General features: G+C 61.2%; 17 protein-coding genes. 10 read left to right on the top strand and 7 right to left on the bottom strand.

Features of this window, described 5'->3' with window-relative positions:
* Position 1: 1 nt before the first annotated feature.
* Positions 2-1,171: an ATP phosphoribosyltransferase regulatory subunit gene (locus tag BUA94_RS02875; RefSeq protein ID WP_084081673.1), complete on the top strand. Its 1,170-nt coding sequence runs from the start codon at positions 2-4 to the stop codon at positions 1,169-1,171.
* Positions 1,168-2,136 carry an ATP phosphoribosyltransferase gene (gene hisG, locus BUA94_RS02870; protein ID WP_073008548.1) on the top strand — a complete coding sequence of 323 codons (969 nt, stop codon included), beginning with the start codon at positions 1,168-1,170 and terminating at the stop codon, positions 2,134-2,136. Before BUA94_RS02875 ends, hisG begins: the two co-directional genes overlap by 4 nt.
* A gap of 195 nt (positions 2,137-2,331) precedes the next feature.
* Here hisG and BUA94_RS02865 read toward each other — a convergent pair whose 3' ends face one another.
* Positions 2,332-2,976, bottom strand: coding sequence for a DNA-3-methyladenine glycosylase I (locus BUA94_RS02865; protein WP_073010747.1), 645 nt, complete (start codon positions 2,974-2,976; stop codon positions 2,332-2,334).
* Between the two features lie 116 nt (positions 2,977-3,092).
* Complete coding sequence (locus BUA94_RS02860) at positions 3,093-3,803, bottom strand: protein phosphatase CheZ (protein WP_208979949.1); 711 nt, start codon at positions 3,801-3,803, stop codon at positions 3,093-3,095.
* Positions 3,804-4,058: 255 nt separating this feature from the next.
* Between BUA94_RS02860 and BUA94_RS02855 the strand changes: the two genes are divergently transcribed.
* Together BUA94_RS02855 and BUA94_RS02850 are read left to right on the top strand one after the other, a co-directional pair.
* Positions 4,059-4,772, top strand: coding sequence for a DUF2927 domain-containing protein (locus BUA94_RS02855; RefSeq protein WP_073010745.1), 714 nt, complete (start codon positions 4,059-4,061; stop codon positions 4,770-4,772).
* A gap of 241 nt (positions 4,773-5,013) precedes the next feature.
* Positions 5,014-5,757 (top strand): L,D-transpeptidase, encoded by a 744-nt coding sequence (locus BUA94_RS02850; RefSeq protein WP_073008542.1) that lies wholly within the window; start codon positions 5,014-5,016, stop codon positions 5,755-5,757.
* Positions 5,758-5,822: 65 nt separating this feature from the next.
* On the opposite strand, the gene BUA94_RS02845 is transcribed toward BUA94_RS02850, so the two are convergent.
* Together BUA94_RS02845 and glcF are read right to left on the bottom strand one after the other, a co-directional pair.
* A complete protein-coding gene (locus BUA94_RS02845; RefSeq protein WP_139250991.1) occupies positions 5,823-6,503 on the bottom strand; it encodes a hypothetical protein in 681 nt (226 codons plus the stop codon).
* A 136-nt stretch (positions 6,504-6,639) separates the two neighbouring features.
* A complete protein-coding gene (gene glcF / locus BUA94_RS02840; protein ID WP_073008535.1) occupies positions 6,640-7,974 on the bottom strand; it encodes a glycolate oxidase subunit GlcF in 1,335 nt (444 codons plus the stop codon).
* A gap of 281 nt (positions 7,975-8,255) precedes the next feature.
* Here glcF and BUA94_RS02835 point away from each other — a divergent pair, with 281 nt between their 5' ends.
* Positions 8,256-8,891, top strand: coding sequence for a hypothetical protein (locus BUA94_RS02835; RefSeq protein ID WP_073008532.1), 636 nt, complete (start codon positions 8,256-8,258; stop codon positions 8,889-8,891).
* 84 nt (positions 8,892-8,975) lie between these two features.
* Here the strand turns inward: BUA94_RS02835 and glcE are convergent, their stop codons facing one another.
* Together glcE and BUA94_RS02825 are read right to left on the bottom strand one after the other, a co-directional pair.
* Positions 8,976-10,166 carry a glycolate oxidase subunit GlcE gene (gene glcE / locus BUA94_RS02830; RefSeq protein ID WP_073008529.1) on the bottom strand — a complete coding sequence of 397 codons (1,191 nt, stop codon included), beginning with the start codon at positions 10,164-10,166 and terminating at the stop codon, positions 8,976-8,978.
* A gap of 8 nt (positions 10,167-10,174) precedes the next feature.
* A complete protein-coding gene (locus BUA94_RS02825; RefSeq protein ID WP_073008526.1) occupies positions 10,175-11,671 on the bottom strand; it encodes an FAD-linked oxidase C-terminal domain-containing protein in 1,497 nt (498 codons plus the stop codon).
* Positions 11,672-11,828: 157 nt separating this feature from the next.
* Here BUA94_RS02825 and BUA94_RS02820 point away from each other — a divergent pair, with 157 nt between their 5' ends.
* Complete coding sequence (locus tag BUA94_RS02820; protein ID WP_084081672.1) at positions 11,829-12,818, top strand: LysR family transcriptional regulator; 990 nt, start codon at positions 11,829-11,831, stop codon at positions 12,816-12,818.
* Positions 12,819-12,907: 89 nt separating this feature from the next.
* Positions 12,908-13,303: a c-type cytochrome gene (locus BUA94_RS02815; protein ID WP_073008523.1), complete on the top strand. Its 396-nt coding sequence runs from the start codon at positions 12,908-12,910 to the stop codon at positions 13,301-13,303.
* A gap of 69 nt (positions 13,304-13,372) precedes the next feature.
* Here the strand turns inward: BUA94_RS02815 and BUA94_RS02810 are convergent, their stop codons facing one another.
* Positions 13,373-14,683: a DUF3422 family protein gene (locus tag BUA94_RS02810; RefSeq protein WP_073008519.1), complete on the bottom strand. Its 1,311-nt coding sequence runs from the start codon at positions 14,681-14,683 to the stop codon at positions 13,373-13,375.
* Between the two features lie 282 nt (positions 14,684-14,965).
* Between BUA94_RS02810 and BUA94_RS02805 the strand changes: the two genes are divergently transcribed.
* The 3 genes from BUA94_RS02805 to BUA94_RS02795 all read left to right on the top strand — a co-directional run bounded on the left by BUA94_RS02805 (position 14,966) and on the right by BUA94_RS02795 (position 17,618).
* The gene (locus BUA94_RS02805) at positions 14,966-15,733 is read left to right on the top strand and encodes a FadR/GntR family transcriptional regulator (protein ID WP_235860440.1); all 768 of its coding nucleotides are present in this window, start codon (positions 14,966-14,968) and stop codon (positions 15,731-15,733) included.
* A 36-nt stretch (positions 15,734-15,769) separates the two neighbouring features.
* Positions 15,770-16,906, top strand: a complete 1,137-nt coding sequence (locus BUA94_RS02800; RefSeq protein ID WP_073008513.1) for an alpha-hydroxy acid oxidase — start codon at positions 15,770-15,772, stop codon at positions 16,904-16,906.
* Between the two features lie 61 nt (positions 16,907-16,967).
* The gene (locus BUA94_RS02795) at positions 16,968-17,618 is read left to right on the top strand and encodes a hypothetical protein (RefSeq protein WP_073010743.1); all 651 of its coding nucleotides are present in this window, start codon (positions 16,968-16,970) and stop codon (positions 17,616-17,618) included.
* Positions 17,619-17,648 lie beyond the last annotated feature (30 nt).

Below are 17,648 nucleotides of genomic sequence, written 5' to 3'. Positions count from 1 at the left end.
CATGACCAGCGTGAAAAGCCCCGGGGCAAAGCAGATCGAGGCCGCGCTCGCCGTCCTCAGCGCAGCCGGTCACACCGGGATCACGCCGCCGATCCTGCAGCCGGCGGACGTGTTTCTGGACCTCATCGGCGAAGACATCCGCCGCCGCCTGTTCCTGACCAACGGCTCGGACGGCGCAGACCTTTGCTTGCGTCCGGACTTCACCATTCCGGTCTGCCGTCAGCACCTGGAAACCGGGCCTGCAGGACGTCTAGCTGCCTATTCCTACCATGGTCCGGTCTTCCGCCAGCGGGTGGAAGGTCTGGGTGAAATCCCGCAGATCGGTGCTGAAAGCCTCGGCCGCACCGATCTGGAAGCAGCCGACGCGGACATGCTGGACCTGTCCGTCAAGGCACTCGGTGCGTTCGGCGTGACCAAGCTGGACATCCGGATTGGCGACGAGACCCTGTTTGTCGCCGTGCTCGCCGGTCTGAACCTGCCAACCGTCTGGCAGCGCCGCCTGCGTGATCTATTCGGCGAAACCGACAAGCTGGCATCGGCCATCCGCCGCATGGCCGGAACGGATGCCGCCAGCGACGACAGCCGCGATGTTCGCCTGGGCTTCCTCTCCGCACTGGAAGGCGCCGACCCGAAGGCCGCCCATGCCGTGGTCGAGGATCTTCTGTCCATCGCCGGCATCTCCGCCGTCGGCGGCAGAACGCCCTCGGAAATTGCCGACCGCTTCCTGGAACAGGCTGCCCTTGCCAGCGGCACGGGCGCGGACCCGAAGGCAGCGGAGACCTTGCGCAAGTATCTCGCCATCGAAGGCCCGGCTTCCGAAGCCGTCGACGCACTGGAGGCCTTTGCAAGGGAAGCCGGTCTCGATCTTGCCCAGCCGATTGCCAGCTTCAAGGCCCGTCTTGCAGCCATGGCCGAGCGTGGCCTCAAGGTTGCGGACATGACCTTTGCCGCCGATTTCGGACGCCGCCTCGACTATTACTCCGGCTTCGTCTTTGAAATTCATTCCGCATCCGCCCAGTCCGGCGGACAGCTCGTCGGCGGCGGACGCTATGACCGTCTGGTCAAGCTTCTGGGCGCGGACACGGACGTTCCGGCCATCGGCTTCTCGCTGTGGCTCGACCGCATTGCCGCCCTGCCCTCAAGCCAGCAGACTTCGGGAGCCAGCGCATGAGCAAGCTCATCATCGCCATTCCCTCCAAGGGCCGGCTTCAGGAAAACACCCACGACTTCTTCGCCCGGGCAGGCCTGCAGGTCACCCAGCCCGGCGGCGCGCGCAATTACCGCGGTGCGATCAAGGGCATGAAGGACGTGGAGATCGCGTTTCTCTCGGCCTCTGAAATTGCCCGCGAGCTGGCCGCAGGCACCGTGCATTTCGGCATCACCGGGCTCGATCTGGTGCACGAATCCATCGCCGATCCGGCAGGCAGCGTCCACATCGTGACGCCGCTCGGCTTCGGCGGCGCCGACGTGGTCACCGCCGTTCCGAAAGCCTGGATCGATGTGGAAAGCATGGCCGACCTCGGCGATGTGGCTTCCGACTTCCGCAACCGCCATGGCCGCCGCCTGCGGGTTGCAACGAAATACGTCAACCTGACCCGCTCGTTCTTTGCCGCTTACGGCATCGCGGATTATCGCATTGTCGAGAGCGCCGGGGCAACGGAAGGCGCACCGGCTGCCGGCACGGCGGAGCTGATCGTCGACATCACCTCGACCGGTTCGACGTTGCATGCCAACAACCTGAAGATCCTGTCCGATGGCGTGATGCTGCGCAGCCAGGCCCATCTGGTCGCCTCGCTCAGCGCCGATTGGAGCGAGACGGCCCTTGCCGGTGCCCGCGCCATCCTGGACCAGGTCGCGGCTGAAGAAGCGGCCCGCATCCACAAGCTGGTCCGCGCCAAGGTGCCTGACCGCAAGGCCGCGCTTGAAGCGGCTGCGGAAGAAGGCGTCAGCGAGCTCTTCGAAGGCGTTGCCGGCGAGGTCCTCACCCTGCTCTGCCCGAAGGCAGGCGTTGCAGCTTGCGCCCGCAAGCTGATTGCCCTTGGCGCATCCCGGGTGACCGTTGAAACCCTGGACTATGTTTTCGGCGACGAGAACCCGCTTTTTGCCCCGCTGGCCGTCAAGGTGACAGCCGCCTGAGCTAGAGCCTCAGAAAAACAAAGGGGACCACCTTTTTAAGGTGGTCCCCAAGCTTTGCAGCAGTCTTAGGGGGGTAGGTGCTGCGTGGCTTCCAGGGCAATCTGTGGCCCGGGAACTGGACGGCTTATCGGACGGGACCGTCTTTCCTCACCATACGCAGCATGCTGACCACCGGATCAGTCTCCGGCACGAATTTCAGACAGGTCTTTTGAAAGCAGCCCTTGCTGCTTCGACCTGCGCCCGGCAGCAGCATCCATCCAGATGGTCATTGACCATGCCCATGGACTGCATGAAGGCATAGACCGTGGTCGGCCCGACAAAACTCCAACCGCGCTTTTTGAGGTCCTTGGAAAGGGCCGTGCTCTCGGGCGTGCTGCCAAGCGTTCGGGCGACGGCGAGATCCAATTTCTGCGGACGATTTTCAGGCCTTGGCTCGAAGCGCCAGAAATAGGCGGCCAGGGTTCCGAACTCCTCGCGCAGCTCAATGGCCCGCTGGGCATTATTGATGGTCGAGCGGATCTTGCCCCGGTGACGGACAATTGCGGCATCCGCAACGCAGCGCTCGACATCCTCGTCGGTGAACCTTGCGACCTTCTCGAAGTCAAAACCGGCAAAGGCATTCCGGAAGCCTTCGCGCTTGCGCAGGATGGTCAGCCAGGACAGGCCCGACTGGAACCCCTCCAGACAGATTTTCTCGAACAGGCGGATATCATTGTCGACCGGCTGTCCCCATTCCTGGTCATGATAGCGCTGATAGTCCTCCAGGTTGCCGTGCCACCAGCACCGGTCAAACCCGTCCTCGCCCGTCAGAAGCCCTGTGATCTCGTCGCGCTCAGCCATGCCGGTCTCCGCAATATTCATGCTTTGTTCTGCATAGCTGGCAAGCCCCGGCAAGGCAACAGCAAAAGGCCCGGCGCAGGGCCGGGCCTTTGATAGACTTGCAATGACGCGGCCTGTCAGGCGAAGAGGGCGTCGATGTCGTCCTGTGTCGCCACGTCCACATCGGTTTCCAGAGACGGCCCATTGAGGAGCGCTGCGTCGCCAACCTTGGCCTTGCGCTGCTCGACTTCGATTTCCTTGAAGGACTCGATGCCGCCCCAGATATCCATCATCCGGATGATTTTATCTTCAATGAAGCGCAGGGTGCCCACCACCTTGGTGATGCGCTGACCGGTCAAATCCTGGAAGTTACAGGCTTCGAAGATCTGAATGACCCGTTCCTGGATGTCATTCGCCATTTCCGCGTCATGGCCCTTGAGGCGGGCAGACAGGGTGTTGGCGGTCTCATCAATATATTCGGCTGCCGACAGGATGCTTTCCGTCGCGCCTTCCGTTCCGGACACGACTGCGTCCAGTTCGTTGGTTACGCGGGCCATGTCCTCGCTCTCTGCGCCTGTCGTGTGGTGCAGAGTTGCAATTTCACGCTTGGTCTGGGCAATGGCTTCGTAGATCGAATCCAGCTCGACCTTGAGCTTGGCGGCCTCCGAGAGTTCCTTGCGGAACTCCTGCATGAACTTCTCGCTCATGGCTTCGGGATCAAGGGCATTGGCCGCATTCTGGCCACGCGCCAGCATGGACTTGACGGAGGCAATCTCCTCAAGCAACTGCCGGTGGCGCCTTTCTTCAACCAAAGCCGGATCGTCATTCGCACTTGCGCTGAGCCGCATCAAGCTTTCCGCGCGAAAGGACCTCTTCACCGCAGCCATAACTTCTCCGTCGGTTACCCCGGCCGCTTCATTCCGGCCGCAACTTCACCGCTTATAACCGGAAGTCTTTAAAGAATTATTTTGCCCCTGCGTTAAAGGCCGCCTATTGGATTGATAGATTTCCGGTTTCTATTCCGCACCGCATTGTCTATGTTTTTTGGGTTAATGGCAGGCACGGCTCCGGGCTTTGCCTTTTTTGGATCAAGCAAGTCTGTCATGTTCCGGCTCCTGCCCGCACTTCTTTTGGCTTTTCTCATCCTTTCGCCGGTGCCCGCAGCGACAGCGAGCCCGTTCAGCATTCCCGAGCTGACGGATGCCTTCAAGAAAACGGTCTTCGGACTGGAATACCGGTCCTGGAGCTGGCGGCCTTACCTCGTCAAGAAATACAGCGTTCCCGTCCGCATCTATGTCCATAATCTTGCCAAGCAGGACCGCACCCACATGGTGCATCAGTTCATTCGGGACATGGACGTGAAAATCAGCGGGCTGAAGGTCGAGATAGCGGCAGCGCCGGACACAGCCAATTTCCAGGTCTATGTGGTCGACCGGGCGCAATATCAGCAAGTCGTGCTCAAGGACATTTTCGACAAGGGCGAGAAGATTGCCCCCGGCCGGTGTCTGGTGCGCGTCATTTCCGGGCGGCGCGGCATCAAGAGATCCGCTGCGGTCATCGTGTCAGACGAAGGTGAATTCCTGTTCCGCCGCTGTATGGTCGAGGAAATCCTTCAGGGGCTCGGCCCCATGAACGACGACGACAGCCTTGTCCATTCCGTTTTCAACGACGAATCCCGGCACAGCCGGTTTACGGTCTTTGATCAGATCCTGCTCAACATGCTCTATGATCCCAGGATCGAGCCAGGGATGTCCCTGAAGCAGCTGGAGACGCTCTTGCCCCAGATCGCCATCGACGCGCGCAGCCGTGCACGGTAACTGCGTTGGATTTTCATTTTTAGATTAATTTTATCAAAGGCTTGAAAAACGGCCTTGGCTCCGTTGCACAATGGGTTAATGCGGCGGTAACCAAAAAGCACAACCAAACGCTAACCATAGATACAAATTACAATCATGGTTACGGTTCGATTCACCAAACCCTTCAGGTCTGTGCCCTACCTTCTTGTTCAACCGGGTCTGTTTTCCCTGCCCGGAGCGATCAAGTGTAGTGAGTAGATCGATGAAACCATTTGCCATGCTGACGCTGGCCGCCGCGCTGGTCTTGCCTGCGGCTTTGGCCACGGCTGGAACTTCCGGGCGTGTTTCTCCGCCGCCGTTGGTTCTCAGCCCGAACCTGACAGAACCCTGGATGCTGCAGCTCAAGCGCGTTGCCCCGCCGCCGCAGCGTAGCGGCTTCTCCTTCTTCGGATTTGGCAGCCGCCAGGCCGCTCCACAGCGGATCTATGAACCGGACAACCGCACCCGGACCGCCGCCGTTCATGCGCCCCGCCCTGCAACGGCCCGTCAACCGCGCCAGATCTCACCGGAATTCCTGCCGACGATCGTCAATTACGATGGTCCTTACAAGGCCGGAACCATCGTGATCGATACCAATGCGAAGTACCTCTATCTGGTACAGCGTGACGGCACCGCCCGCCGCTATGGCGTTGGTGTCGGCAAGGAAGGGTTCGAGTGGTCCGGAACCCAGAAGATCAGCCGCAAGGCGGAATGGCCGGATTGGCGCCCGCCGGCTGAAATGCGCCAGCGCCGCCCGGACCTGCCGGTGTTCATGGCCGGTGGCCCGGAAAACCCACTAGGCGCCCGCGCTCTCTATCTGGGATCGACCCTCTACCGCATTCACGGCTCCAACCAGCCCTGGACCATCGGCCATGCCGTGTCTTCCGGCTGTATCCGTATGCGCAACGAAGACGTGACGGATCTCTATGAACGCGTGCCGATTGGCACCACGGTCCACGTGATCTGACGTCTTTCGGTTCCCGATGAAAATCAACGGCGTCCCGGTCTCCGGGGCGCCGTTTTCCTTTGTGCCTAGATGGCAAAGGGCATGAGGCTCGGGCGGGAGAGATATTCCCGGAACAGGGATCTCCATTGCCGTTTGTCGCCTGTCCACTCGCTGTCATCCGGCTCAAGAATGGTCAGCTCCGGAAGGCTGATGCCGCCATGACGCTCCGGGTGGCTGACGATCAGGTACTCGCAAGGACGGCCGAGCCAGAGATCGACTGCCCGCTGGAGACGCAGCAGCTCGCCCTCATCAAAGGTCAGGTCCTCGATGCCGGTTTCTTCAGCCACTTCAGACAGATTGTTCTGACTGTTCGAGATGATGAAAACCACCCTCCGCCGCTCCGCCAGGGCCTTGAACTTGCCGCGCAGATAGCTAAAGCGCGACAGATCCTCGGTGAAATGGGCGTCTATGTCCGCCTCCTGCCCTTCCTCACGGAAATGGTGAAGAAAGCGAAGGCCGTAAGGCTGCCAGGTCGGATGGCCCGGCCCATCGGCAATGTCTTCGCGCCGGAAGATCGGAAATCCGTCCTCGAAGAGTTGCGCCATACCGGCAACGGGCGAAATCAGTCCATCGAAGAAATGCCGCTCCGGTTCCAGCGTTTCCCCCAGAGATTCTGAAAGGATCTCCAGACTGGTGCGGATCTGGCGGGCACTCTGGCAAGACATGCCGAGACTGACGATAGCGGTGTTTGGACTTCCGGCGGACATATCTCATCGCAAGGTGAGCGGTTGGCAGGCAGCCCCCGCCGGGCCTCCGGCAAGGGACATCAGCCCAGACAAACTATGGGGTGGCCGACTGTATTTTCCAACACCTTGCTTGCCAACGAGCGCCCGTGAGAGCTGGTCACTCCGCCGCAGAGCGGGACAGAACCGTATCGAGACCATCGGGCACCGGCCCGCCATAGACCCAATCCAGAAGCTCGGCCGTGTGAATGACCGGAATTTCCGTGCCGCTGCCGATCTGGGTCATACAGCCGATGTTGCCGGTCGCGACCAGATCCGGGCTGGTCTTGCGGATATTGACGATCTTCCGGTCACGCAGCCGCCCGGCGATTTCCGGCTGGAGAATATTGTAGGTTCCGGCAGAGCCGCAGCACAGATGCCCTTCCGGCACATCCTTGACTTCGAACCCGGCGGCCTTCAGCAGATCCTTCGGCTGGCGGGTGATCTTCTGGCCATGCTGCATGGAGCAAGCCGAGTGATAGGCCACGCGCAGGTCGGGCTTGACCACAGGCTTGCCAAGGTCCGCGCCAACCAGAAACTCCGTAATGTCCTTGGCAAGGGCCGATACCCGCGCCGCCTTGTCCGCATAGGCCGGATCGTCCTTCAGCATGAAGCCGTAGTCCTTGATCGTCGTGCCACAGCCGGACGCGGTGATCAAAATGGCGTCGAGCCCACCGGCATCTGCTTCCCGCGTCCAGACATCGACATTGCGGCGGGCATTTTCCAGGACAGCGTCTTCCTTGCCCATGTGATGGACCAGCGCACCACAGCAGCCTTCGCCCTTCGGCAGAACAATCTCGTAGCCGCTGCGCTGAAGCAGACGGATGGTTGCCTCGTTGATGGAAGGCTTCAGAACCGGCTGGGCGCAGCCGGACAGCAACGCCACGCGGCCCTTGCGAACAGGTTGAGCGGACGGGAACGTGCCGGGGCCTTCCAGCGAAGAGCGTCCCGGCATCCTGGACGGTGCGAGTGAAAGCATCGCCCCGAGCTTGGCAAAGGGACCGCCTGCGGCCTTGAACGCTCCGGCGAGCGGGCGTGCAAAAAAGGCTCCGGCCAGCGCCAGACGGAACCGGCCCGGATGCGGCAGAATGGCGGAGAGTACGGCCCGCAGGAAGCGGTCGGACAGCGGGCGCTTGTAGGTCTTTTCGATATGCGCGCGCGCATGATCGACCAGATGCATGTAATGCACGCCGGAGGGACAGGTGGTCATGCAGGAGAGACAGGACAGGCAGCGGTCGATGTGCTTGACCACCCGCGCATCCGCAGGCCGGTTGTTTTCCAGCATATCCTTGATCAGATAGATCCGCCCGCGCGGGCTGTCGAGTTCGTCCCCCAGAAGCGTGAAGGTGGGGCATGTGGCCGTGCAGAAGCCGCAGTGAACGCATTTGCGCAGGATCTTTTCGGACTCAGCGACGGCGTGATCCTTGAGCTGCTCAGCGGTAAAATTGGTCTGCATGCGTCCCGCACCCTTTGGCCGTAACCGGCCCTCCCCCCATGACATCCTGACCCGGCTCCTCAGCCGGTCACGATGACAGAACACTATTTGCAGACACCGGGTGAAACAAGCCGACTTCCGGTTACAACGGTTTTGCCGAAATGGCGCAAATGCCGTGCGCCTTCTCGAGAAGTCCTTTCCCGCCAAATGAATGCCACCTGAACAGGCAGCTCAGAACCGGTTCAACCGGCCTCGCCTAACGTTGCGTCAGTGGGTTTCATAAAGGCAATAGGAATTGAACAATGTTTAAGGCAATCAAATTGACTGCAGCCGTCGCCCTGATCGGCATTTCCGCAACCTCCGTGCAGGCAGCAGACTGGATAGACTCAGTCAAGCTGAGCCAGGGCATCATTAAACCGGCACCGGTCGAGGTTACCGCCAGCAGCAACGGCTATACCGCGATCAAGACGCAGCAGACGTCCATCAACTTTTCCCTCCACGCCACCGCGAAAAAGGGCAAGCGCATCGCTGCCATGCGGCTTGGGTCCTACAAGGGGGTTTATTACTTCGAATATGCCGGTGACCTATGGCACCAGGACTACGAAGGCCGCGATACCGGTTCAGGCTCAAAGGCAACCGTGAACCTCGACAAGACCATCAATGTCCCAACGACCAAGATAAACTGGTACGTCAATCCGGTTCAGCTGTGCCAGAAGAACCTTGAAAACCAGATGAAGAAGGGTCTGCACAAGTCGGAAGTCCTGGCGAAGAGCTGGAGCATGGATGCCGCCGCCTATTTCGAGCTGGACGCAGTCGCAGCCCGGAAAAAGGATGCGGAAAGCGGCAAGATCACTCTCAAGAACACCACCAGCCAGCGCTCCGGCGCGCCTTTCACCATCCCGGTGAAGTGCAACTCCACCCTGAAGAAAGCTCCGTGACTGATGCGCATCACAGGCCGAAAAGAGACAAAATGCCCCGGTACATGCCGGGGCCTTTTCAATTGGCTGACGGCCGTCGTGACCTCAGACGGCAGGCACCATCCGGCCCGGATTGAGAATTCCATGCGGGTCGAACTGGGCCTTGAGCCGGCGGGCAAGCGCGGCCAGGGCATCTGGCTGGGGCTGAAACACCGGAACGGCCGCGCGGGTTGAGGCATCGGCCCGGACGAGGGTCGCATGGCCGCCGCCGCAGTCGGCGATCGCATTGCGGATCTCCACATCATGCGGCAAGCCGTCGAGCGGCTTCAGCCAGACAAGCCCGCCGCTCCAGTCCAGATAAGCGTCCAGGTCGAACAGGTGCCGCAGGTTGGCCAGAAGAGCTGCCCCAGACGCCGGGGCAACCGAAATCCGCCAGACGGGCTCGGCACCATCTGCCAGCGGCAGACAATCGCGAACAGAAACCCAGAGGTGGCGGGAGGTCTCGGGACTGAGGCGATGAACGCCCCCAAATCCCTTGAGCAATCTGGCCAGCGCCTCAAACCGATAATCGACAGAGGCCTGGAAGCCTTCGAGCCGCAGAACCGTCTCAGCCCCCTCACCATTGAACCCGCGTGGAAGGTGAGCTGCACCGGACACTTCGGCAGAGGACCCCATGGCGAGGCACATGGCTTCCACAGCCCGCTCTTCCGTCAGACCGGATAGCACGAGAGATGTCGACGTCTCGGCAGCCGGTGTCACCTTGAGCGTGACCGTGGTCGCAACCGACAGGGTGCCCCAGGACCCGCACAGGGCACGGGGAAGATCGTAGCCGGTGACGTTCTTCACCACCTTGCCACCGGAGTTGAACAGTTCCCCCCGGCCGGAGATGGCTTCCAGTCCCAGCACCTGATCGCGGGCAGCCCCTGCCTTGATCCGCCGGGGACCAGACAAATTGGCCGCCAGCATGCCGCCGATGGTCCCCGCCCCGGCCTTGTGGCCAAGCAGCGGACCGTAGTCCATCGGTTCAAACGCCAGTTCCTGACCCGACGCCGAGACAATTGCCTCGACATCGGCAACGGGTGTTCCGGCCTGAACGGTGAGGATCAATTCCTCCGGCTCGTAATTGACGATGCTGGAGAGTTCGGAGAGATCCAGCACATGGGCGGTCTGGACCGGCCGGCCCAGCGCCCGCTTCGATCCCGAGCCCAGGATCTCCAGCGGCTGCTCTTCTGCTGCGGCCCAGCGCAAGACGTCGCAGGTTTCGCGCGAGTCGCGCGGCTTGAATGTAGCGTCCATCTGAAACCCTAGAAGCGCGGAATATCCGGAAAGGGCAGTTTGCCCTTGTGCACATGCATGCGGCCAAGTTCGGCGCAGCGGTGGAGAACGGGAAAGACCTTGCCCGGATTGAGCAGGTGCTTTTCGTCAAAGGCGCATTTGACCCGCTGCTGCTGCTTCAGGTCGTCTTCCGTGAACATGTCCGTCATCAGATCGCGCTTTTCGATGCCGACACCATGCTCCCCGGTCAAGACACCGCCCACTTCAACGCAGAGCCGCAGGATATCCGCACCAAAGGCCTCAGCGGCCTCCAGCTCTCCCGGCTTGTTGGCATCATAGAGGATCAGTGGATGGAGATTGCCGTCGCCTGCGTGGAATACGTTGGCGACGCCCAGGCCATGCTTTTCGGAGAGTTCCCGCATGCGGGCGAGAACCTTCGGTAGTTCCTTGCGCGGGATTGTGCCATCCATGCAGAGATAGTCGGGAGAGATACGTCCGACCGCCGGAAAGGCCGCCTTGCGTCCCGCCCAGAAAGTCATGCGCTCTTCCTCGCTGGTGGAGATGCGCAGATCGCTGGCGTTGTTCTCCCTGGCGATGCTTTCCACCCGTTCGATCAGATAGTCCACCTCCGCTTCCGGGCCGTCCAGCTCGACAATCAGGAGTGCCTCGACATCCAGCGGATACCCGGCGTTGACGAAGGCTTCGGCCGCGTGGATCGCGGGCTTGTCCATCATTTCCAGCCCCCCCGGAATGATGCCCTTCGCGATGATCTCCGCAACGCAGCGGCCACCATCCTCACTGCTCGGAAATCCGACGAGCAGGGCACGGGCGGTCTCCGGCTTTTGCAGGATCCGAACCGTGACCTCGGTGACGACGGCCAGCAGCCCTTCCGAACCGGTCATGAGACCGAGAAGATCATAGCCTTCGCTGTCGAGATGCTTGCCCCCCAGCCGGATCACCTCTCCGGTGATCAGCACCATTTCGAGGCCGAGAACGTTGTTTGTCGTCAGGCCATATTTGAGGCTGTGAACACCGCCGGAGTTCTCCGCAATGTTGCCGCCGATCGAGCAGGCAATCTGGGAGGACGGGTCCGGCGCATAATAGAAGCCTTCATGCTCCACGGCCCGGGTGATGCCGAGATTGGTGACGCCGGGCTGGACCACGACAGCCCGGTTCGGGAAGTCGATATCCAGCACCCGGTTGAACTTCATCATGGACATGAGCACGCCATCGGCCAGCGGCAAAGCCCCGCCGGAGAGCGATGTGCCAGCCCCACGCGGGACAACCTTCACCCCGTTCTCATGGCAATAGCGAAGCACACGGGAGACCTGATCCACGGTTTCCGGCAGCACCACGATCAGGGGCATTTGCCGATAGGCCGTCAAGGCGTCCGTCTCATAGGGGCGCATTTCGGTATCGTCGCTGATCACGCCTTCACCGGGCACGATGGCCTGCAAGGCCGCGACGATCTCCTCCCTGCGGTCCATCACCGACCTGTCCGGCTTTGGCATCGCGATGGCGACCATTCCTCTCTCCCTTTCCTCCACGGCATAAATGTGTTGCATTCTTGCCGGAATGGCGCAAATCAACCTGACGCTGATTTGGCCTGAATGTCATTCTGACAAAAAACAGCGGGCTGCGATATGCCACTCCCGCCATAGATCGTTTTCCGGATGGTTGAAAATGAGCAACCTCACTGACATGGAAATCTTCGCCCGCGTGGTCAGCGCCGGCAGCATGTCCGCAGCCGGCCGGGAGATGAATCTCTCACCCGCCGTCGTCTCCAAACGCATCCGGCGGCTGGAGGACAAACTCGGCACACGGCTGCTGCAGCGGACCACGAGGCAGATCGCCCTGACGGAATCAGGTCAAGGGTTCTATGAGCGGGTGATTGCGATCCTCGCCTCCGTGGAGGAAGCGGAAGCTTTCGTCTCGCGCGGCTCGGCACAGGCACGCGGCACGCTGAAGGTTGCGGCACCAACCTCCTTCGGCCGGCTGCATATCGCACCGCATCTGGGCAAGTTCCTGGAAGTGAACCCGGACCTTTCCCTCAATCTGGATCTGGATGACGGCTTCGTGGACATCGTAGCGGAAGGCTATGATGTGGCGATCCGGATCGCGGAACTGTCCGACTCAAGTCTGGTTGCCCGCAAGCTTGCCCCGATCCACCGGCTGCTCTGCGCTGCGCCTTCCTATCTGGAGCGCCATGGCGAACCGGCGAGCATCGAGGATCTGGCCGCAAACCACATATGCCTTGCCGCGCACAATCAGGACCCCTGGCGGCTGGCCGGGCCGGATGGGCTGGAGACCGTAAGGACCAATTCCCCCATCCGCACCAACTCGTCGGAGGTGGTGCGAGAGTGCCTGCTGGCGGGCGTCGGCATTGCCCTCAGGTCCACATGGGACATCGGGCCGGAGCTTCGTGAAGGCAAGCTGCGCATCGTGCTTCCCGCCTACCGGGCCTCCAAGGATGTCGGACTTCATGCTGTTTATCCAAGCCGCAGGTTCCTGCCGGCCAAGGTCCGCGTCTTCATCGATTACCTTGCCCAGCTTTATGGCCCCTCCCCCTCCTGGGATCAGGGTCTGACGCAATGGCTCCAGCCCGCCGAAACGGAAAACGCACCAGCCTCCGGTCCCGCGCCTCTTGAAACTGCGACAAAGGTTCCTGTTTAGTCAGAGGCAACGACCTGCTACTCAATAGCATTCTGACGGGGCATGGATCGGCTGATCTGGTCCCCGGACGAGACACGAGGGAGAATTACATGAAGCGAATGATGATGGTCGCTGGTGCCGTTCTGGCCCTGACCACGCACGCCTTTGCTGATGGCGACGCGGCCAAAGGCGAAAAGGTCTTCAAGAAGTGTGCCGCTTGCCATGCAGTTGGCGAAGGCGCGAAGAACAAGGTCGGTCCCGAGCTGAACGGCATCGTTGGCCGCACCACAGCTTCCGTTGCCGACTACAAGTACTCCCCTGCCATGAAGGAAAAGGGAGACGAAGGCCACGTCTGGACCGCTGAAGAGCTGGACACCTATCTTGCCAACCCTAAGGGCATGGTCCCCAAGACCAAGATGGCCTTTGCAGGTCTGAAGAAGGAAGACGAGCGCGCGGACGTGATCGCCTACCTCAAGACCTTCGGCGCCGACGGCAAGGCGCAGTAAGAACAGCGGCGCAAGCCGGGTTCGAGACATACAAAGGCCCGCCAAAAAGGCGGGCCTTTTTTGTTCTTGTCAGCCTGCCTCATCCTCTTCGGCATGATGCTTGCGGATGCGCCGGACCGTGTACCACATCAGGAGAACGACGGCCGGAACGGCCAGGCCCGTTGCCACGGCGGGATTGGGCATGTGCAGCCCCGCCTCCTTGGCCGCCTTGATCAGATAGGAGATCAGGCCGACCACGTAATAGCTGACGGCGGCCACGGACAGGCCCTCGACCGTCTGCTGCAGACGCAATTGCAGACGTGCCCTCCGGTTCATCGATTCCAGCAAGCTCCGGTTCTGCTGCTCCAGATCCACATCCACACGGGTCCGCAGCAATGTGGAGGCACGGGCAAGCTTGCGCGAGAGATTCGCCTGCCGGTCCTCGACCGAATGGCAGGTGCGCATGGCTGGCGCCAGCCGCCGGCTGAGGAAGGCGGACATGCTGAGATCGCCGGGCACAGGCTCCTCATCCAGGGCCGTCAGACGGGCCAGGACGATGTCATAATAGGCCCGGCTTGCGCCAAAGCGATAGGCACTTTCAGCTGCCCCCGCTTCCAGAGAGCTTGCCAGCCGCGAGAGCTGATCCAGCAGGGACTTGTTGTCGTCCAGACCGGCACTGTCGCGCATCCGGTTGGTCAGCTGAACCAGTTCACGCTCGATCCGGCTGACCTCCGGCTGCTGGCGGTTCGCCTCGAAGAGGCCCAGCATGGCCAGCATCCGGTAGGTCTCGACTTCCAGAAGGCGCTGAACCGCCGCCCCGGCCTGTACCGCATTCATGCCTTCGGTAAGCACCAGGATCCGGGTCATGCCGTTTCCATCCGGGCGGAAGTCTGTTGCAGCCAGAGCGCTACGGCCTTCAACGTGAAAAACTGTCAGGCTGGCCGGATCGTAGTGCCGCCGCCAGTCGCCACCTGCCTCGGATGGAAACAGATCAAGCCGTGTTGCCACCAGCATGGCGCCCGGAGCCCGGAACGCCGCACCGAAGGGATGCGACACCGGCAGAGCTGCAAAGGGCTCCTTTCCCGCCGGCCCTTCCCAAGTGTAGGTGACGAATTCCGTATGCCTCTCCCAACTGAGCAATCCGCTGCTCATGGACAGCGTGTGATAGCGCGCAGACGCCCCTGGTCCGGGCGCCCCCTGGGCAGAACAGAAATCAGAAAACCAGGCATGATCCTCGGAGGCCTCATCCGAATTGGTGATGAAGGCATAGTGGAGAACCGTGCTGGCTCCCTTGATCGGCCGGAATGGCCGCGCATGCACTTCGCCAAGCGCGGCCTCCCGCAAGTCATGGCAGTCAAACGCCGGAAAATGGTCTCCCGAGCTTCGCTCCCCCAGCCCCATGCAACCCCCTCAATGCAATTTCGCAGGCTTGAGCCTGTCGTGTGAGCCTTACCGTCCGTAACGTAAGCCTGCGCATAGGAGGAACCGCTTGTCATCACGAACTTTACGGGCGGTTTGCGGCATTTTGACCGGGAATCTCAATCACTGAGAATTGGACAAATTTATTGACCAATTTTGCAAGCTCCTGTTTAGTCACTCGCGAAGACGGCCAATCAAAGTGGCCGGAAACACAGCTCAGAGATCATGTTCAGGAAAGTCGATCATCAAAGGACCGCAGACGCAGTGGTGCTTCAGCTTGAAGAACTGGTGCTCAACGGCGTGCTGCGCCCCGGGGACAGGCTGCCAGCCGAACGGGATCTCGCCCTGGACCTCGATGTCTCGCGCCCCGTTCTTCGCGATGCCCTGAAAGATCTGGAAGACCGCGGCCTGATCGCCAGCCGTCAGGGCGGCGGCACATTCATTGCCGATGTCATCGGCCCGATCTTCTCCGAACCCCTGATCGGGCTGATCGAGCGCCATCCTTCAGCCACCGCCGATTATCTGGAATTCCGCAAGGACATAGAGGCCACCGCAGCCAGGCACGCAGCCAACCGGGCGACAGAGGCTGACCGGGCGAGCCTCTCAAGCATCCTTGCCCGCATGGATGCGGCCTATGAGGCCGGAGATCATGATCTGGAGGCCGAACTCGACATCGAGTTTCACCAGACCGTCAGTGAAGCCGCCCACAACCTGATCCTGCTTCACGCCATGCGCTCCTGCTACAGACTGCTGGCCAATGGCGTCATTCTAAACCGCCAGCGGCTGTATGATCCCGATGGCGCCCGCACCGATCTGCTCGCCCAGCACAAGGAGATTGCCCGCTGCATTCTCGATGGCGATGCAGACGGAGCCAGCGAGGCCTCCCGCAAACATATCGATTACGTTCAGGCAGCCCTTGCAGCAGCGGAACAGAACGCATCCCGCCAGTCGCTCGCGGATTTGCGCCGCATTCAGCGCGAAGCCTCGCCGTCGCCCGCCAGCCCGAAACGCCGCGCACGCGGCTCATCCTGACCCTCATTTCGACTTCTCAGCCTCAAAGGACACACCATGGCTCCGATCACTTCCATCGCCGATCTGCAGGCTCTCGCCCGGCGGCGTGTTCCGAAAATGTTTTATGATTATGCAGACACCGGTTCCTGGACCCAGGAGACCTATCGCGACAACGAGGCCGCCTTCCAGCGCCAGAAGCTGCGCCAGCGCGTTGCCGTGAACATCGACAACCGCAGCCTTGCCACCACAATGATCGGTGAGCCGGTGACCATGCCGGTCGCCCTGTCCCCGGTGGGCCTCACCGGCATGCAGCACGCAGACGGCGAGATACTGGCAGCACAGGCGGCGGAAAAATTCGGCGTTCCCTATACCCTCACCACCATGTCGGTCTGTTCGATCGAGGACGTGGCCGAACACACGAGCAAGCCGTTCTGGTTCCAGCTCTATGTCATGCGCGACCGGGGCTTCTCTGAATCCCTGATGCAGCGCGCGCTCAACGCCAACTGCTCGGCCCTGTGCCTCACCCTTGACCTGCAGGTTCTCGGACAGCGCCACCGGGACATCAAGAATGGCCTTTCCACGCCGCCGAAGCCGACCCCGCGGGTGCTGCTGGATCTGGCCCTCAAGCCCCGCTGGTGCTGGAACATGCTGCAGACCAAGCGCCGCCAGTTCGGCAACATCCACGGTCATGTGAAGGGCGTCGAAGACATGGCGTCCCTGTCAGAATGGACCGCAAGCCAGTTCGATCCGACCCTTGACTGGTCTTCCGTGGAGTGGGTGAAGAAGCATTGGAACCGCAAGCTCATCCTCAAGGGCATCAACGATGTCGAGGATGCCAAGATTGCCGCGGAGATCGGCGCAGACGCCATCATCGTTTCCAATCACGGCGGCCGTCAGCTCGACGGTGCGATGGCCTCCTACGACGTGCTCAAGGAAATCGTCGATGCGGTCGGTGACAAGATCGAAGTCCACATGGACGGCGGGATCCGCTCCGGTCAGGACGTGTTTAAGGCCATGGCCATGGGCGCGAAGGGTACCTTCATCGGCCGGTCCTATATCTACGGTCTGGGCGCTCTGGGCCGCCCCGGCGTCACCACGGCCCTGGAGATCATCCGCAAGGAACTCGACATCACCATGGGCCTGTGCGGAGAGACCGACATCAAGAAGGTTGGCCGCCACAATCTGGTTCTCTGACATCGAAAGGCCGGGTGGAAACGCCCGGCCATTTTTCATTTCCTCCGACCCGGACCAAAGAATGAAACAGCCGCTGCAAAACCGGGTGCTGCCGACCGGTGAAATCGCCGCCATCCCCCAGCGCGGTCTCTTGATGGGCAACCGCGGAGGCCGGATGCATGACCCGCAGACGCAAAAGCTGACCCGCAAGAGCCATGTCTCCCGGCGCTGGATCTGCTGCACACTGGAGTTCAGAAGCCGGCAGCGAACCGTGATGGGGGAGGGCTATACGGAACTGTTCTTCCTGGATGAAGTCACCGCCCTTACTGCCGGTCACCGGCCCTGTTTCGAATGCAGGCGCGCCGATGCGCTGGCCTATCAGGCAGCCTTCTCGGCGGGCAACCACCTTCAGGAACCGGCTGGCGCTGACCAGATGGACAAGCTTCTCCATGCAGACCGGCTGACCGGCCAATCGCAGAAAAGGACGCGTCTTAAGGCAGGAGCCCTGCCCGAAGCTGTCATGGCCATGATCAATGGCCGCCCGCATGCAAGGCATGCAGGAGGATGGCTGCTTTGGACCGAAACAGGATATGAGCTCCCCCTTTCCGGCCAGCTTCCTTTCGGGAATGAAGAGATTGACGTGCTCACCCCGCTCGCAACCGTGCAGGCACTGAGCGCTGGCTTTTCCCCGATCTGGCATCCCTCGGCGACATTGGGGCTTCAGAATCCCTGATGGATACTTCACAAACTATCATTTGCGTTG

This window comes from Roseibium suaedae (assembly GCF_900142725.1).
Taxonomy (GTDB): Bacteria; Pseudomonadota; Alphaproteobacteria; order Rhizobiales; family Stappiaceae; genus Roseibium; species Roseibium suaedae.
This window is presented reverse-complemented; position numbering and strand designations above follow the sequence as displayed.

What these genes read in the sequence shown, in the direction of transcription:
- BUA94_RS02875 (WP_084081673.1), top strand. Translation starts at nt 2, where the DNA reads ATGACCAGCGTGAAAAGCCCCGGGGCAAAGCAGATCGAGGCCGCGCTC.
- hisG (WP_073008548.1), top strand. Translation starts at nt 1,168, where the DNA reads ATGAGCAAGCTCATCATCGCCATTCCCTCCAAGGGCCGGCTTCAGGAA.
- BUA94_RS02865 (WP_073010747.1), bottom strand. Translation starts at nt 2,976, where the DNA reads ATGGCTGAGCGCGACGAGATCACAGGGCTTCTGACGGGCGAGGACGGG.
- BUA94_RS02860 (WP_208979949.1), bottom strand. Translation starts at nt 3,803, where the DNA reads ATGCGGCTCAGCGCAAGTGCGAATGACGATCCGGCTTTGGTTGAAGAA.
- BUA94_RS02855 (WP_073010745.1), top strand. Translation starts at nt 4,059, where the DNA reads ATGTTCCGGCTCCTGCCCGCACTTCTTTTGGCTTTTCTCATCCTTTCG.
- BUA94_RS02850 (WP_073008542.1), top strand. Translation starts at nt 5,014, where the DNA reads ATGAAACCATTTGCCATGCTGACGCTGGCCGCCGCGCTGGTCTTGCCT.
- BUA94_RS02845 (WP_139250991.1), bottom strand. Translation starts at nt 6,503, where the DNA reads ATGTCCGCCGGAAGTCCAAACACCGCTATCGTCAGTCTCGGCATGTCT.
- glcF (WP_073008535.1), bottom strand. Translation starts at nt 7,974, where the DNA reads ATGCAGACCAATTTTACCGCTGAGCAGCTCAAGGATCACGCCGTCGCT.
- BUA94_RS02835 (WP_073008532.1), top strand. Translation starts at nt 8,256, where the DNA reads ATGTTTAAGGCAATCAAATTGACTGCAGCCGTCGCCCTGATCGGCATT.
- glcE (WP_073008529.1), bottom strand. Translation starts at nt 10,166, where the DNA reads ATGGACGCTACATTCAAGCCGCGCGACTCGCGCGAAACCTGCGACGTC.
- BUA94_RS02825 (WP_073008526.1), bottom strand. Translation starts at nt 11,671, where the DNA reads ATGGTCGCCATCGCGATGCCAAAGCCGGACAGGTCGGTGATGGACCGC.
- BUA94_RS02820 (WP_084081672.1), top strand. Translation starts at nt 11,829, where the DNA reads ATGAGCAACCTCACTGACATGGAAATCTTCGCCCGCGTGGTCAGCGCC.
- BUA94_RS02815 (WP_073008523.1), top strand. Translation starts at nt 12,908, where the DNA reads ATGAAGCGAATGATGATGGTCGCTGGTGCCGTTCTGGCCCTGACCACG.
- BUA94_RS02810 (WP_073008519.1), bottom strand. Translation starts at nt 14,683, where the DNA reads ATGGGGCTGGGGGAGCGAAGCTCGGGAGACCATTTTCCGGCGTTTGAC.
- BUA94_RS02800 (WP_073008513.1), top strand. Translation starts at nt 15,770, where the DNA reads ATGGCTCCGATCACTTCCATCGCCGATCTGCAGGCTCTCGCCCGGCGG.
- BUA94_RS02795 (WP_073010743.1), top strand. Translation starts at nt 16,968, where the DNA reads ATGAAACAGCCGCTGCAAAACCGGGTGCTGCCGACCGGTGAAATCGCC.